Raw genomic sequence first — 14,710 nt, 5'->3', positions numbered from 1 at the left:
AATCTGTTACTCCGAATGAAGTCCCACCATCAATACCGCTTTTTGCACAAGGACCATGGAACCCGCCGCCAGAAGAAGCTGCTGGCGCACGTAGTGCGATTGAGGATACTCGCTTGTCGTAATGATTTAAATCGTAAAAGAATAGTTAGCTTGCAGCTGACAGCTCACAGCTGATAGCTTTTATCTTCTTACGGCTCCCCTCATCACGGTAACAGATCCTTCACATTCGTTCAGGATGACGATTAACGTTTCTCTTATTATGATGCCCTTTCCTCCAATCGTCATTCAGAACGGCTGCAAGCATTCTTTATGGGAATGACGGGAAACGGGATAGTGACACAGAGTGAAGAATCTGTTACTCCGAATGAAGTCCCACCATCAATACCGCTTTTTGCACAAGGACCATGGAACCCGCCGCCAGAAGAAGCTGCTGGCGCACGTAGTGCGATTGAGGATACTCGCTTGTCGTAATGATTTAAATCGTAAAAGAATAGTTAGCTTGCAGCTGACAGCTCACAGCTGATAGCTTTTATCTTCTTACGGCTCCCCTCATCACGGCAACAGATCCTTCGCTCCCGTTCGTATTTAAACTCCATTATAGCACTTCCCCGCCGGCCTTTCAGAAAATGAAAAAACGCGTCCACATGGAACGCGCTTTCTTTTATAATTCAATTTCTTCCGTCTTTCCGGTAAAATCCGTGATGACCGCGTTTCCCGATGCCAGCCTGAACACGGTATACCTGCCGTCTTTACGAATACCGTCCAGAGACTCCTCACAGCTCCTCAGCATGGCGCGACGCGGTTCCTCCCCTTTATCCTCCCGCAGTTTGCAGGATATGCAGATATTCGACTGATCTGGATGGGTGGCGCAGATTTCCGCGCGGTCGTTCAGAAGAAGCTGTCCGTAAATCTCATCATCTTTATTGAAAAGGAAATGGATTACGCCGCCGCAGACACAGACATTATTCATCGGCCGAAGGCGCGGCCAGATACCGTCCAAAGTAGCCAGATAAAACACACCGCATTGTTTCAGATATTCAGCAATTCTTTCCGCCGCTGCCATACAGATTCCTCCCGTCCTTTATTTCTACATTTATTTTATCATATTCCAAAAGAAATATTTACCTCAATCCCGCTTCCGCTTCCTCTCTGTCCGCCAGGATTTTCACTTCCGTATCCAGATGGGTGAGAACCGCGATGACTTCTTTTCGCGTGTCCGCCGTAGCGTTGATACGGCAGGTCGCCCGCCGGGGATCGATGGTGGTCAGAATGCCGAGATATTCATATCCTTCCATGATACGATTGACGTAGTTCACATCGCCCGGCGCGATTTCTATATAGACTCTGTTATCCACGGGCGCGCCTCCGGAGAATGGTATACGGCGGCAGATCCTCTTCTGTCACCATCGTCAGCTCTTCCAGCGGATGGGGCGCTGCTGCCGCCTCTTCACCGTCTTTATTCGTCAGATGTCCGATTGTGACAGGAAACACATCCCCTGCCGGAGTAAGACATTCAACGACCTCTCCCGCCTTGAAATAGTTGCGCTGTTGCACTTTCACCGTACCGTTTCCTTTATCCTGCTCCAGAACAAGACCGATAAAATCATAAGGCTGCTCCGGCTGGGACTTCATATATTCCTGGGCGGAATGGTCGGGGTTCTGGAACGCGAAAGCCGTCGTGTAAGGACGATGGGATACCTTTTCCAGTTCTTCCCGCCATTCCGGACGAACGGAAAATGCCGCTCCCAATTCGTAGTACGAGTCAATCGCTTTCCGGTACGCTGCCACAACCGCCGCCACATAGTAGACGCTCTTCATGCGGCCTTCAATTTTCAGAGAAGAAACGCCCGCTTTGATAAGCTCGGGGATATGGTCGATCATGCAGAGATCTTTGCTGTTGAAAATATATGTGCCGTGCTCATCTTCTTCCACGGGGAAATACTGGCCCGGCCGAGATTCTTCCATCACGGAATACTTAAACCGGCAGGCCTGGATGCATTCACCCCGGTTGGACTGGCGTTTCCCGTTTGTAAAATAATTGGATAAAAGACAGCGGCCGCTCCAGGAAATACAGAGCGCCCCATGGCCGAATACTTCCAGTTCGATATCCACCCGTTTTCTGATGTCCGCCATTTCTGAAAGGGATACTTCTCTGGCAAGAACGACGCGGGACGCGCCCATATCTTTCCATCTCCTGACGGTGCGCCAGTTTGCCGCGCTCGCCTGTGTGCTCACATGGACTGGCAAATCAGGCGCTGCTTCACGGGCGATATCAAATACGCCGAGATCGGAAATCAGGACGGCATCCGCATGAATATCCTGTAAATATTTCAGGTATGTGTCAAGCCCTTCCAGATCTTCATTCCGGGGAATGATATTGACCGTGATATACACTTTCTTTCCCATGGAATGGGCATACTCCACAGCCTCTTTCATTTCTTCCTGGGTAAAATTGCCGCCGTAGGCACGGAGACCGAAAGCTTTGCCCGCCATGTATACCGCGTCTGCCCCGTAAAGGAGCGCCATTTTCATTTTTTCCATATTTCCCGCCGGCGCGAGAAGTTCCATTTTTTCCACTTGTGTTCCTTTCTTCCCTTATTTCCTTATCTTACTTGACACCGCAAGACCGTCTCCCTCTTCATGGATAACCGTATCATAATGAGCCTCCACATATTTGAGGTATTCCCGCAGGCGTGTGACAAGCGTCCTGTACCGATGCGCCGCGGGGTCCCCGCTTCGCACCAATCCGCGGAAGAGGACATTATCCGCCGCAATAACCGCATTTTCCAATAATTTCGGCTCAATAAGTTTCAAATGGCGGAGGTACTGCCCTTTCGGCCCGTCAAGGTAAACAAAATCATACGGCCCTGCGAGCGTAGAAAGCACTTCTCCCGCGTCCCCCAAATGACACCGGACACGCTGCTCGAATCCTGCCGCCTGCATGACGGATACAGCCCGTTCATTCCGCAGGGCATCTATTTCTATGGTATCAATTTCCGCCAGAGGAAAATATTCCGCCAGAAGCAAAGCGGAATAGCCGATGGCCGTCCCCACTTCCAGTATTTTCTTTGGATCGGCTGCCGCCGCGGCTTCCAGCAGCAGCTTCCTCTCCGCCCTGCGCAGAATGGGAATATTCTCTTCTTCCGCTTCCCGCTCCAGTTCCTTTCTCAGATCCGCAATCATGGCCATATCAGTCGTCTGTCCCATAGATCCGGTCGATTTCCGCCTGATGTTCTTCAAGCGTCTTTGTGAAGACATGGCGGCCGTCTTTTTCCGCCACATAGTAAAGATACTCTCCGGGCGCCGCGTCAAGCACCGCACGGACCGCATCCATGCCGGGACTGCTTATGGGGCCGGGCGGAAGCCCCTGCCGTTCATATGTGTTGTAAGGCGAATCAATTTTCGTATCCGCTATGGTCAGTTCCTCTTTCTGCCTGCCCAATGCATACTGGACAGTAGCGTCAATCTGAAGAGGCATCTGCTTTTCCAGACGCGCCAGAATGACAGAGGCAATCGGCACCTGATCCTCTTTTAACCGTGCTTCCCGCTCCACCATGGACGCGATGGTCATGAGGGCATGAATGGAAAGATGTCTCTCCTCCGCCCGCCTGCGCAATGCGGGTGTAAGCATTTCATCCGTGCGCCGGTACATCATGTCAGCAATCTGCCGGGCGGAGCAAGACTTCGGAATTTCATACGTATCGGCGAAAAGAAATCCTTCTCCCTTCACCTTTGCCTCCTCAGGACCGTACATGTATGGAAAAGGCGCGTAAGTTTCCGCTTCATGAAGAAAATCTCCATAGCATTCCAGCCCCGCCTTCTGAAGAACATCTGCAATCTGCGCTGCGGTAAAGCCTTCCGGCACGGTGATCTTCACCACTTCTTCTTTTCCGTTTTTCAGATCCGCAATCGTTTCCGCTACCGTCGAACCACGCCGGAATGTATAGTACCCGCTTTTGAGCGCCTTCCCGTTTCCTGTGGCCAAAAGCATGGCGCGGAAAACGGTGGCACTTCTGATAACGCCTTTCTCCTCAAGCATTTCTCCGATTTCCCGCCCCGTGGCATTTTTCGGTATTTCCACCATCACCGTTCCATCCGCCGTTCCGTGATAAAAGAAATAAAAATAGAGGAACAGGCCCGCCGCCAGCGCCGCAAAAGCAAGCACCACCCCATGCAGGTATTTCCTTTTATCTTTTATAAAAGATATTTCCTTCATAAAACCTCTTTTGCTTCAATCGTGGAAGGACAGAAACCATCGCGGCCTTCCGCTGTTTTCATGACTGGTTTATTATACCACAACTCTGAAAATAGCCGCTTTTTCTCCGCCGTGCTACAATAGGTCCATTAGTAAAGGAGGAACTCCTATGGAAATCAAAATCGGAACTGTCGGTACCGCCAGCCGGACCGTCACGGAAAAAGACACTGCCCTTGCCGTCAAAAGCGGCTCTCTGCAAGTCCTTGCCACTCCTGTTTTATCCGCCCTTATGGAAGAGGCTGCCGTTGCCGCCCTTGCGCCCTGCCTGCCGCCGAAACAGACTACGGTGGGCGGTTTCATCGCCGTCCGCCACAACGCGCCCACCCCCGTGGGACAAACGATCAAAGCGACTGCCACCGTGACGGCGGTCAGAGGAAAGAAAATATCTTTCACCATCACCGCCTCTGATGAAAACGGCGCCATCGGTGAGGCGGAGCACACCCGTTTCCTTGTGGATGAAGAAGCATTCATGAGGAAATTACACAAGTAAAAAGCGTTTCAAATCAAAAGGCATGTCAAAAGACGCCCGCGGTATTTTGCGGACGTTTTTCATTGATGCTTTATTTTTTTGTATTGCTTTCCGCAGCGCGTTCCACCCCTGTCCCGTCAAAAACGGGGATAAAACTTTGATCGGAAGATTCTTTCTGCTGGACATAGCCGTCTTCAATGCCGAGCGCTTCCATGTACGCTTCCGCCTCTTCGTATTCTTCATCGGTAATCCGGCGGTTGATTTCCGGAAACTCTTCCGCTCTTCCGTGAGGCGTGTACTGCCGCATAAGACTGAAAAGGACATCCCCTTTACGAAACGTTTCCGCCACATATTCCAAAACGCCTTTCGTGTTTTTCATCTGCCCCGGCAAAATAAGATGGCGGATAAGAACACCTTTTTTTAATATACCGTCGGCACCGATTTCATAGGGACCTGTCTGCCGGAACATCTGCTCAATGGCAGACACCGCCTTTTCAAAGTAGTCCGACGCACTGCTGTACCTTTCCGCCGCCACAGCGTCGCTGTACTTCAAATCAGGAAGCCAGCACTGTATTTTCTTCCGTAGGAACGCCACGGTATGAACGCTTTCATAGCCGCCGCAGTTATACACCACCGGTACGGGAAGCGGTTCTCTCAGACTTTGAAAAACGGCATGGGTAAAATGGGTCGGCGTCACAAGGTCGATATTGTGCGCGCCCCGGGCGATGAGTTCACGGTAAATCTCCGCCAGCCGCTCCACGGATATTTCTATCCCCCGGCGCAGTTCGGATATTTCATAATTCTGGCAGTACACGCAGGATAAATTGCACCCCGCAAAAAAAACCGTTCCCGCGCCTCTTGTCCCGCTGATACACGGTTCTTCCCAATGATGGAGCGCCGCCCGTGATACGATGGGAAGCATGCCTGTCCGGCAGTAACCGACGGCGCCCTGTCCGTGAATGGACTCCCGCCGCGGCACACGGCATCCCCGCGGGCAGATATTACAGATACTCATTATATGTCCTTTATATAAAGCGGGCTTTCCCGCAGAATTTCCACTACCTGATTATACACCGAAAGAAGAAAATCCATTGCCCCCGCCTTGTAAAAATCTTATAATGATACATATTGTGGGTAAAGCTGAAAGGAGAAATTTTATGGAACAGCAATCCGGTTTTTTGGACAGAATTTTTCACCTGAAAGAAAATCACACGTCCGTCAGGACAGAAATCATGGCGGGCATCACGACTTTCATGACGATGGCGTATATCCTCGCGGTCAATCCCGGCATCATGAGCGCTGCCGGCATGGATAAAGGCGCGCTTCTTACGGCGACCGCCCTTGCCGCATTCATCGGCACCATTCTCATGGCACTCTTTGCCAATTACCCCTTCGCCCTCGCTCCCGGCATGGGGCTGAATGCGTTTTTCGCTTTCACCGTCGTCGGACAGATGGGCTATTCCTGGCAGACCGCCCTTGCCGCTGTTTGTCTGGAAGGCGTGATTTTCATTATCCTGTCTCTCACCAATGTACGCGAAGCGATTTTCAACGCGATCCCCATCAACCTGAAACGGGCAGTGTCGGCAGGCATCGGTCTGTTCATTGCCTTCATCGGACTGGTTTCCGCCAATATCATCGTCGCCAATCCCGCTACGAAAGTTTCTCTTTTCTCCTTTAAAGGCGCAATTGCCGCAGGAACATTCCACACCGTGGGAGTTCCGGTTCTCCTCGCCATCCTGGGTGTGCTTTTCACAGGCATCCTCATGGTGAAAAAAGTGAGAGGAAATATTCTCTGGGGCATCCTCTTCACATGGGGTCTCGGCATCCTCTGCGAACTCACGGGGCTCTACATTCCCGATCCCGCAAAAGGAGCGTTCAGTACTCTGCCGGATCTTTCCGCAGGCATTGCTTCTTTTACCCCTGTAAGCCTGTCCCCCATTTTCATGCAGCTTGATTTCTCAAAGGTGATGAGCCCTGATTTCTTCGTCGTCCTCTTCGCGTTCCTTTTCGTGGATATTTTTGATACCCTCGGCACCCTGGTCGGCGTTTCTTCCAAAGCAAACATGCTTGATGAGGAAGGGAAGCTGCCCCGCATCAAAGGCGCTCTCATGGCTGACGCTGTCGCCACCACCATCGGCGCGGGCCTCGGCGTTTCCACCACGACCACCTTCGTAGAAAGCGCGGCAGGCGTTTCTGAAGGCGGACGGACCGGTCTTACCGCCGTCACCGTAGCCGTTCTCTTTGCCCTCTCCCTGTTCCTTTCCCCCTTCTTCCTGGCAATTCCCGCCTTTGCCACCGCGCCCGCCCTCATCATCGTGGGCTTCCTCATGTTCACCGCCGTCACGGGCATCAACTTCAGCGACCCCACCGAAGCCATTCCCGCATATATCGCCATCCTTGCCATGCCCTTCACATACAGCATCGCCGAAGGCATCTCGTTTGGCATCATCACTTACACTGTCATGAACGCCCTCACAGGAAACGGGAAAAAGATCAGTGCCCTGATGTATATTCTGACAATCCTCTTCATCGGGAAATATATCTTCCTCTGATCGAAGTATTTCCTACAAATCAACCAACAGGTTTCGGACATACTATGTACCCTCTTTATCAAACAGCGGTAAAGAGGGTATTTTACATGTTATGCTCCTTGCAGGCAAATTCGTCCGCCTCGATTTTATACACCGCCACATGCGCTGCTATGCGGTCAGTAAACTCGAAATGCTTTTTATCCTGGCATTCCATGAAAATCGTAAGGATCTTTTTCTTCTCTTCCCTGTCTTTTACCACCGACACCGGCCCGCTCCCGATGATGCTGTGGTAGTACTCCGTATAATCGCAGGCTTTCTCCGCCCGTCCCATGACACCGCCGTTGTCGATTTCAAAACCGATGACAGGATTTGATTCTGCCAGTTCCCGCTTCAGTCCGGCATCAGCACCATGGAAATACACCGTAAGCTTTCCCCCTTCATAAGAGTATCCGTAGTTGACCGGCACCACAAAAACACGGCCGCCGTCCTGAAAACCCAGATGGACGATTTTGCACTCGTCCAGAACTTTTCTGATTTCCGTTTCTTCCGTAACTTCTCTGTCGTTTCTTCTCATCATAACCTCCTCGATGACTATTGCCTGCTTAAATTATACCGCTCTGTATAAATTCCATCCTTATTTGTGCTATGATGGAAAAAACATCTGTGGAAAATATATTTTCTTACAAAGGAGATTATTATGTTTGAAAATGACAGCCGTTCTTCTTTACGGAAATGGATTTTTGCTGCTCTCCTCGCCGCGGCAGGCGTCCTTCTTTCACCGGTCTTTTCTTTTCCTTTGGGAGTGACCCGTGCTTTCCCGCTCCAGCACATGATCAATATCTTTCTTGCGGTTCTCTGCGGCACGCGGTACGGTATTTCCGCCGCCTTTACCACATCGGTGATCAGGAATATCATCGGCTCCGGTTCGCTCCTCGCTTTCCCCGGCTCGATGATCGGCGCCTTCCTGTCGGGATACCTGTACAGCCGCACGAAAAAACTTTGGGCAGCCGTCCTTGGAGAATTCACAGGCACATCGCTCATCGGCGGCCTTGTCTCTTATCCGGTGGCCGCTCTCTTTATGGGGTCGTCAAAAGGAGCTTTTTTCTATATTTCTCTCTTCTCCGTTTCCTGCGGCGCCGGGTGCCTCATTGCTTTCATCGTCCTCAAAGGGATCCATATCTTTCAAACAAATACGATAAAAGAAAAATAATATTTCTTTTAAAATTGACTTTCCGAGGCCTTCAGGCCTCTTTCTTTCTGCACAAAAATGACGGCTGCACGCTTATCATATACGATTTGTATGTACAATTAACATCAGGCGTTAAAACCATTGACAGTTTTTATTTCCATCAGATATAATAAGTCTGTTTTGAGACATATTTCATTCATTTTTTATATTTCGTTTAAGTCTTGCTATCTAAATGAGAACCAAGGACAACAAGGGGATTTATTCAATGAGACATACCATACTGAGAGCCGCCGTCTGCGCATTTTTTGCCGGTGCAGCGATGACCGCCTCCGCGGCCAACCCATTTTCTGATGTAGAAAGAGATTCCTGGGCATACGAAGCTGTCGCTTCCCTGTCAGACCAGAACATTGTTGAAGGCTATCCTGACGGCACATTCAAAGGCGACAAGCACATCACCCGTTACGAAATGGCGCAGATTACCGCCCGCCTGCTGGCAAAAAGAAACTCTCTTTCCGCTGATCAGCAGTCCGTCGTAGACAAGCTTTCAAGAGAGTATGCCAATGATCTCTCCAGCCTCGGCGTCCGTATTTCCGAACTGGAGAAAAAAACGGGAAAAACATCGCTTCTCACGGAACTCCGTGTACAGGGCATCGACCGCTACGATAATATTTTCAAAGACACAAAAGAAAAACACTATGAACTGGGCGCCCGTATCCGTTTAAATACCATGACCAAGATTAATGACAGAAGCACCCTGTACGGGCAGCTTGAGACCTACATGGGCATGAACGGCAGAGACCCTTACGATATCAATAAATACACATACGATAAAAACGGAAACGAAAGCGTCCGCGCCGGACACAGCGATGGTGAGCTTCATTTGAACCGTCTTTGGACCACATTCCAGTTCGGTAAGAAACAGGACACCACGAACCTTCCTTTCGGACCGTCAAAGAACCTCATCGGTATCGGACAGTTCCCCGTCAAAATGGGGGTTACCGGCTATACCTATGACGGTGAATTTAAAGGCGCCTTCATCACTTTCGGCGACTACATAAAGGGAGGCCGTCTGACAATCGCTTATGGCCGCGCCACCAATATCAACTATAATTATACCGGTCCCATGATGCACGGAATAAAAGTCACGCCGATTGCCAAGAGCAAGCTGATTGGCGAGCTTTCCACCAACAAAGTGGTGGCCGCTGCCGTTGCCGCCAACCCGGCGCTCAAAAGCGTACTGGGAAAAGCCACCGGCCTGATCAACAGCAGCAATAATTTGCCAGAGCTGCAAAATAATTTAGGAAAGATCGTCAATCTCATCAAGACGCAGAATCCGCAGCTGGCACAGGCGGTCGCTGCCAAGCTGGGGACTCTCAATCTGAACTCCCTCGTTTCCGCCAGCACCATGTACTACAATCCCGCTAATGACACCCTCTATCCCATGGGGAAAGATGTCGTAATGGACTGGGGCGAAGATGAAGACGTGCCTGTCACTTACGCCTCCTATATTTACAAGGTTCCGGATCAGTGGGAATTCCATGCGTATGCCATGAAAGCAAACGGTCCTGTCGGACACATCTGCGAGGCCTACGGCTTTGCCGGTTCCTACTACGTCACACCGAAATGGAATATCCACGGCGAATTCGTCAAGAATCTCCGTGTCCTTCCTTTGAATAACGAGAAGCCGCACAGCTTCAATTACGGTCTTTCCTACGGAACAGCAGACGTGCTCAAACCCAGATCTTACTCCATCGGCATAGATTATATTTACAGCCAGGCAGGCACATACTTCGGCGGCTCCGGCAATGATATCGCCGACCAGTACATGGGGCATGTATATAAAAACTGGCACGGCATGAAAAATGTCCCTGCCTACTTTGCCGACAAAATGGACGCCCTGACCGACGGCAACCCTGCCAACGACCACAACAACTTCGGCGGCGCCAAGTTCTTCCTCGCCAAAGCGTCTTATGTTCCCATGAAAGGCCTTATCGTGGAAGCTGATTACGGCTTTAACGCCAAAGATATGGGCGGCAAAAAAATGGATAATATGTTCATGCTGAAAGCGACCGCTTACATCAAATAAAAGCTGTAAAAAACTCATAACAGGCAGAGATTTTCTGAACCCGTTATGAGCTTTTTATTTGCCTCATATCACCCGAATATCAGCAGATTATCCGGGAAGATCTACACTTTCCATATACTCTAAATCTATATAGTCCCCCTCTTCACCTTGCTTCCATACGCCGTAAATCAGACACCGCTGCCCAAGGGGACAATATGCGCCGTTCATATGGACAATGACCGGATCGCCCTTAATATCCCAGAAATTCATGACTTCCTGATCTATGATAGTATTGATTGCACGTCCTGTAAAAGCCACCCGCGCCCCTTTCGGTTTGTCAGACAATTCCCGTACGTCCATCATCTGGTATTTATCAAGATCCGCCCGTTGCAGCTTTTTCACATTATTCTGATAGAAAATGGGATTGTCACTGACAGGATTCTCATGGTCAAAAGCCTTATCACGAATCTGCTCCAGTTTGAGTCCGCCATCATTAGATTTATCTTTTCCCCTAAGTGCTTCAAAATACTCTTTAAAAGGATCCGGATCACGATAGTCCATATAATCTGCAACAAGAATTGCTCCTTCTTTGGCTTCTTTCATCGTCCCTCTCACCTCAAAAGGTGTCCTGTTCAGCAATCGGCCGCTGTACCTGCCCAAATCAACACGGAAGACCCTGCCCGCCTCATCGGCTATCTTATAAATATCGCCTTCTACGAATTCGCGTATTTCTCCATGCAGCGTGACTTCCTGCTGATCGGCCGCCCATGCGGTACTACCAAACATACAGACTGCCAGCATAATTTTCATTATTTTTCCGGTAAGCATTATTAATCACCTTTCTGTAAAAACACCGCCCGGCATAATCAGCAGCCGCGCCCTTTAATAGTACGTACCCTCTGTATATCTGGTGAACCGTCTTTATGTTTTGTAATGGTATCTACCCTGATGCGATCCAGTTCAGGAGCAAATTCACGAAGCGCCTTTTCTTTCAGCCTGACACCGCGAAGCATCGCCCGATAGAGAACTGCTGCCATTTCATAACGGGTCATCGATCGGGTTCCTTTAAAATATCCGTCCGGATACCCTTCCAGAATCCCATTCCCTGCCAATGTCGCCACGTAATCATAAGCCCAGTGGTTCTCCGGTGTATCCGGGAACAACTGGATTTTTGATAAATCAAGGACATTACCGGCCACGCTGTCCGCTATGAATGATCGTTGATCCTCCAATGCCTTGCGCAATTCAATGATTTCTTTCGCCATGGCAACACGGGAAACTGACACATGATTGGCTTGTCCTACCTTTATGCTTAAACCGGCACTGACCATGTCATTCCCATTTCCTATGGTGCCGGCAATATTGAACATGGTATCTTCATTTGGACGGTAAAAAGCGCCTATAGCAGCTGCATTTTCTCCTCTATAATGTCCATACCCGACAGCAAAATCCCATTTTTCATCCGGGTCAAAGTCGAGCGGATGCAGACCGGCAAGAGCTGCCGCGCCAGCCCCCACCTTATTTATTCTGTTATTTAAATCAGAAATATTCTGTACATTGATCCCGACCTGTCTGGATACAGCATATAATTCCGACCCGTTGACCGCATCCGTACTGCCCGGCCCTATACGTCCTGCTGCCACATTCGTGATTGTCCTCTCTTTTCCTTTATCACCCACACTGACCGTACCCACAGGTTCCGTTCCGGAAATATTACTGTATGTTTCATTTGTACCGGGTATTTCAACGACAGATGTGCCAATGACCTCATTCGTCGTGGCACCGCTGCCGAGCGCGACAGACCGCGCCAATGTCGCCTGCGCTTCCGTCCCCAAGGCAATGGAATCCTCCGCCATCACCCGTGCGCTTTCACCGCCTGCCAAACCGCGCTGTCCGGTAACTTTATTATTATGCCCGAAGGCAAACCCGGTGATATTTCCTGTATTTTTCTTTTTTAATACATCTGTATCTCCCGGATTGCTTTCATTTCCGATAATATTCTCTCCGCCGATACCGACAGAATTTTCACCGGATACAGCATTTTGTCTGCCAAAGGCGGAACTGCTCTGCCCTGATACAGCATTACCATAACCAACGGCAGTACTATAATCCCCGGCAGCCTGGTTAGCTCCAATATGTTTGTATACTCTTTCTCTTTCCGTATTATCATTATCATCTTCATTGACAGTGTAATCAGACCATCCGGCACCCATAGCCGTACTGAAACGTCCCGTGGCACGATTGGAGTCGCCGACCGCCACCGCATGCCAACCGGAGGCATATGTGCTGGCTCCGACGGCCGTCGTATATTCCGCCGTGGCTGTAGCCCGATTGCCAACAGCCACAGCAGACTGTCCGGCAACCGGATTACTGTCCGTTTCCGATTTCAGACCGGCTATCGATTTATTTCCGATTGCCACGGAATTATACGCATTTGCATGACTGTTATTGCCATAAGAGGATGAATTCCGGCGATCTGCGACGGCCTGTCGCCCTACGGCAGTAGCATCTTTGCCGTTCGCCTCACTGTTATAGCCAATTGCAATCGCCTGTTCGGCAATCAGACGCTGCGGATCATTAACCGCATCCGCCCTATAACCGACCGCTGCATTTTCACCGATAGCAATCGACCGTGTCGTATTAGCGCCTGCATTGGCTCCATGGGCAACAGAAGCATAACCATACGCATGAGCACCTTTTCCCGTCGCAATACTGCCATTCCCCATAGCCTTGGCACCGTCACCGACGGCAACAGCAGAAATACCATCATTATGATCAGCCGTATCAGTCGTATCACCGGCCTGGCTGTCTGCACCAACCGCGACACTGCGGTATCCCTGTGAACTGCTGTTATCTCCAATCGCCACACTGCTGCTGCTCTTTGTCACTGCATGATTGCCAACCGCCACATTATTAGTAATACCTCCGCTGAATCCCAAATCTTTTCCAGACTTCCAACCAGCATGATCAGGGTTTGGGGCCATTGTTGCAAAATCAAACTTGGCATATAAAACATTCCCTTCTCCATCTTTGGCTCCGGTATCACAATAATAGTCATTTCCCTTTTTTACTAAATCAACGGAACCATTCCAATCATATTTTTTTCCGTTATGCGTTACGCCCGCCCATGGATTTGTTGTTTCCCGATATATCTGAATATTATATGATTCATAATTTGCTTCCGAACCGGCTTGGGAAAAATTACCTGCAGCCACATTGCCGACAGCTTCTGAATTATCTGTTTTCCCTTTGGAAGCCGATTGATCAGACAGCTCATATGTTCCATTCGCATCTTGATATAAAATCACATTACTCGTACTGTTGATATGCCCTCCATCCGCCATATATCCGGCAGTAACGGCACTTACGGTATTAATACCTGCCATACTTCCCCAAAAAACTGTTCCACCGATGCATGCTAAGATACACCGCTTACGCCATTGATTCCACCTCATTGCAAATCATTCCTCCCAACTTACCATTCGCACAACCTGCAAATTACTGTCATGAATAATATTTTCCTGCAGATATCTCCCCTCCCATCCTCCTTTTAATTTATATAAACTGATCAGATTATTTCTCATGAATATCCCGATCAGATAAGACAGCCTATACATCCTCATTCCTACCGCATGTAAAAATTTATTTATATGCAGTATTTTGAATATTATATATGATATCCATATTATAATTATTTATACTTTATTACATAATACCGCTTATATAAACCAAAAGCAATCTTTAATTGCCTTAATCAAATACACCTCTAACCCTACCCACCCCCCCCGAATTTTATCGATATATTCTGTTTTTTACACCCAATAAATTTAAACAGTAATTTACGCAAAAAAAGAAATCGTTCACATCCGAACGATTTGAGTCATTCTTCCTTTTCTTAAAGATATATTTCCATTCATGAATAATTATTCTATTTATATTAAAGACCACTTGATTATAACATCAATTCGTAAGCATCAGAATTCCCCATCCTGTCACAACAATATTCTTCCTTTTAGCATGGAATAAGGTCGATATGACATAAAGAATACAACCACTGTCCTCGTTTTGATTTAGTCATTTGAGACGGCTAAAGAAACTACGTTTCTCTTTCAATACGCTTTATCTAGTTATTTCTACCCTTTGTCTATTTGCAATAAACCACAAAAAAGACCTCTTTCGAGGTCTTTTTTTGTTGCCTGTA

At 49.0% G+C, this 14,710-nt stretch carries 13 protein-coding genes; 4 read left to right on the top strand and 9 right to left on the bottom strand.

The features are described from left to right. Positions 1 to 661 precede the first annotated feature (661 nt). The 5 genes from GCWU000321_RS09240 to mltG are packed head-to-tail and all read right to left on the bottom strand — an operon-like array spanning position 662 to position 4,216. A complete protein-coding gene (locus tag GCWU000321_RS09240; protein WP_007070510.1) occupies positions 662 to 1,063 on the bottom strand; it encodes a hypothetical protein in 402 nt (133 codons plus the stop codon). A gap of 58 nt (positions 1,064 to 1,121) precedes the next feature. Further along, positions 1,122 to 1,355 (bottom strand): DUF4911 domain-containing protein, encoded by a 234-nt coding sequence (locus GCWU000321_RS07155; protein WP_007070509.1) that lies wholly within the window; start codon positions 1,353 to 1,355, stop codon positions 1,122 to 1,124. Continuing rightward, positions 1,348 to 2,568, bottom strand: a complete 1,221-nt coding sequence (locus GCWU000321_RS07150) for a peptidase U32 family protein (protein ID WP_007070508.1) — start codon at positions 2,566 to 2,568, stop codon at positions 1,348 to 1,350. Before GCWU000321_RS07150 ends, GCWU000321_RS07155 begins: the two co-directional genes overlap by 8 nt. Positions 2,569 to 2,595: 27 nt before the next feature. Continuing rightward, complete coding sequence (locus tag GCWU000321_RS07145) at positions 2,596 to 3,258, bottom strand: O-methyltransferase (protein WP_244835094.1); 663 nt, start codon at positions 3,256 to 3,258, stop codon at positions 2,596 to 2,598. After that, positions 3,191 to 4,216 (bottom strand): endolytic transglycosylase MltG, encoded by a 1,026-nt coding sequence (gene mltG / locus GCWU000321_RS07140; RefSeq protein WP_007070506.1) that lies wholly within the window; start codon positions 4,214 to 4,216, stop codon positions 3,191 to 3,193. Before mltG ends, GCWU000321_RS07145 begins: the two co-directional genes overlap by 68 nt. A gap of 148 nt (positions 4,217 to 4,364) precedes the next feature. On the opposite strand from mltG, the gene GCWU000321_RS07135 reads away from it, so the two are divergent. After that, positions 4,365 to 4,745 (top strand): thioesterase family protein, encoded by a 381-nt coding sequence (locus GCWU000321_RS07135; RefSeq protein WP_007070504.1) that lies wholly within the window; start codon positions 4,365 to 4,367, stop codon positions 4,743 to 4,745. A gap of 70 nt (positions 4,746 to 4,815) precedes the next feature. Here GCWU000321_RS07135 and GCWU000321_RS07130 read toward each other — a convergent pair whose 3' ends face one another. After that, positions 4,816 to 5,739, bottom strand: a complete 924-nt coding sequence (locus GCWU000321_RS07130) for a radical SAM protein (protein ID WP_040381483.1) — start codon at positions 5,737 to 5,739, stop codon at positions 4,816 to 4,818. A 142-nt stretch (positions 5,740 to 5,881) separates the two neighbouring features. On the opposite strand from GCWU000321_RS07130, the gene GCWU000321_RS07125 reads away from it, so the two are divergent. After that, the gene (locus tag GCWU000321_RS07125) at positions 5,882 to 7,276 is read left to right on the top strand and encodes an NCS2 family permease (RefSeq protein WP_040381480.1); all 1,395 of its coding nucleotides are present in this window, start codon (positions 5,882 to 5,884) and stop codon (positions 7,274 to 7,276) included. Between the two features lie 82 nt (positions 7,277 to 7,358). On the opposite strand, the gene GCWU000321_RS07120 is transcribed toward GCWU000321_RS07125, so the two are convergent. After that, positions 7,359 to 7,832, bottom strand: a complete 474-nt coding sequence (locus tag GCWU000321_RS07120) for a pyridoxamine 5'-phosphate oxidase family protein (RefSeq protein WP_007070501.1) — start codon at positions 7,830 to 7,832, stop codon at positions 7,359 to 7,361. A gap of 120 nt (positions 7,833 to 7,952) precedes the next feature. Here GCWU000321_RS07120 and thiW point away from each other — a divergent pair, with 120 nt between their 5' ends. Further along, entirely contained in the window at positions 7,953 to 8,465 is a 513-nt protein-coding gene (gene thiW / locus GCWU000321_RS07115; protein ID WP_007070500.1) for an energy coupling factor transporter S component ThiW, read from the top strand. Positions 8,466 to 8,709: 244 nt separating this feature from the next. Continuing rightward, on the top strand, positions 8,710 to 10,530 hold the full coding sequence (locus GCWU000321_RS07110; protein WP_040381478.1) for an S-layer homology domain-containing protein: 1,821 nt from the start codon (positions 8,710 to 8,712) through the stop codon (positions 10,528 to 10,530). A gap of 87 nt (positions 10,531 to 10,617) precedes the next feature. Here GCWU000321_RS07110 and GCWU000321_RS07105 read toward each other — a convergent pair whose 3' ends face one another. Next, positions 10,618 to 11,337 (bottom strand): hypothetical protein, encoded by a 720-nt coding sequence (locus GCWU000321_RS07105; protein ID WP_007070497.1) that lies wholly within the window; start codon positions 11,335 to 11,337, stop codon positions 10,618 to 10,620. A gap of 38 nt (positions 11,338 to 11,375) precedes the next feature. After that, on the bottom strand, positions 11,376 to 13,964 hold the full coding sequence (locus tag GCWU000321_RS09235; RefSeq protein ID WP_083786260.1) for an S-layer homology domain-containing protein: 2,589 nt from the start codon (positions 13,962 to 13,964) through the stop codon (positions 11,376 to 11,378). Positions 13,965 to 14,710: the final 746 nt, after the last annotated feature.

The organism is Dialister invisus DSM 15470 (assembly GCF_000160055.1).
In the GTDB taxonomy this organism is placed as follows: Bacteria; Bacillota; Negativicutes; order Veillonellales; family Dialisteraceae; genus Dialister; species Dialister invisus.
This window is presented reverse-complemented; position numbering and strand designations above follow the sequence as displayed.

Coding starts and splice junctions, on each gene's coding strand:
- mltG (WP_007070506.1), bottom strand. CDS start 4,216: ATGAAGGAAATATCTTTTATAAAAGATAAAAGGAAATACCTGCATGGG.
- GCWU000321_RS07150 (WP_007070508.1), bottom strand. CDS start 2,568: ATGGAACTTCTCGCGCCGGCGGGAAATATGGAAAAAATGAAAATGGCG.
- GCWU000321_RS09240 (WP_007070510.1), bottom strand. CDS start 1,063: ATGGCAGCGGCGGAAAGAATTGCTGAATATCTGAAACAATGCGGTGTG.
- GCWU000321_RS07145 (WP_244835094.1), bottom strand. CDS start 3,258: ATGTCTTCACAAAGACGCTTGAAGAACATCAGGCGGAAATCGACCGGA.
- GCWU000321_RS07105 (WP_007070497.1), bottom strand. CDS start 11,337: ATGCTTACCGGAAAAATAATGAAAATTATGCTGGCAGTCTGTATGTTT.
- GCWU000321_RS07125 (WP_040381480.1), top strand. CDS start 5,882: ATGGAACAGCAATCCGGTTTTTTGGACAGAATTTTTCACCTGAAAGAA.
- GCWU000321_RS07135 (WP_007070504.1), top strand. CDS start 4,365: ATGGAAATCAAAATCGGAACTGTCGGTACCGCCAGCCGGACCGTCACG.
- thiW (WP_007070500.1), top strand. CDS start 7,953: ATGTTTGAAAATGACAGCCGTTCTTCTTTACGGAAATGGATTTTTGCT.
- GCWU000321_RS07120 (WP_007070501.1), bottom strand. CDS start 7,832: ATGATGAGAAGAAACGACAGAGAAGTTACGGAAGAAACGGAAATCAGA.
- GCWU000321_RS07130 (WP_040381483.1), bottom strand. CDS start 5,739: ATGAGTATCTGTAATATCTGCCCGCGGGGATGCCGTGTGCCGCGGCGG.
- GCWU000321_RS09235 (WP_083786260.1), bottom strand. CDS start 13,964: ATGAGGTGGAATCAATGGCGTAAGCGGTGTATCTTAGCATGCATCGGT.
- GCWU000321_RS07110 (WP_040381478.1), top strand. CDS start 8,710: ATGAGACATACCATACTGAGAGCCGCCGTCTGCGCATTTTTTGCCGGT.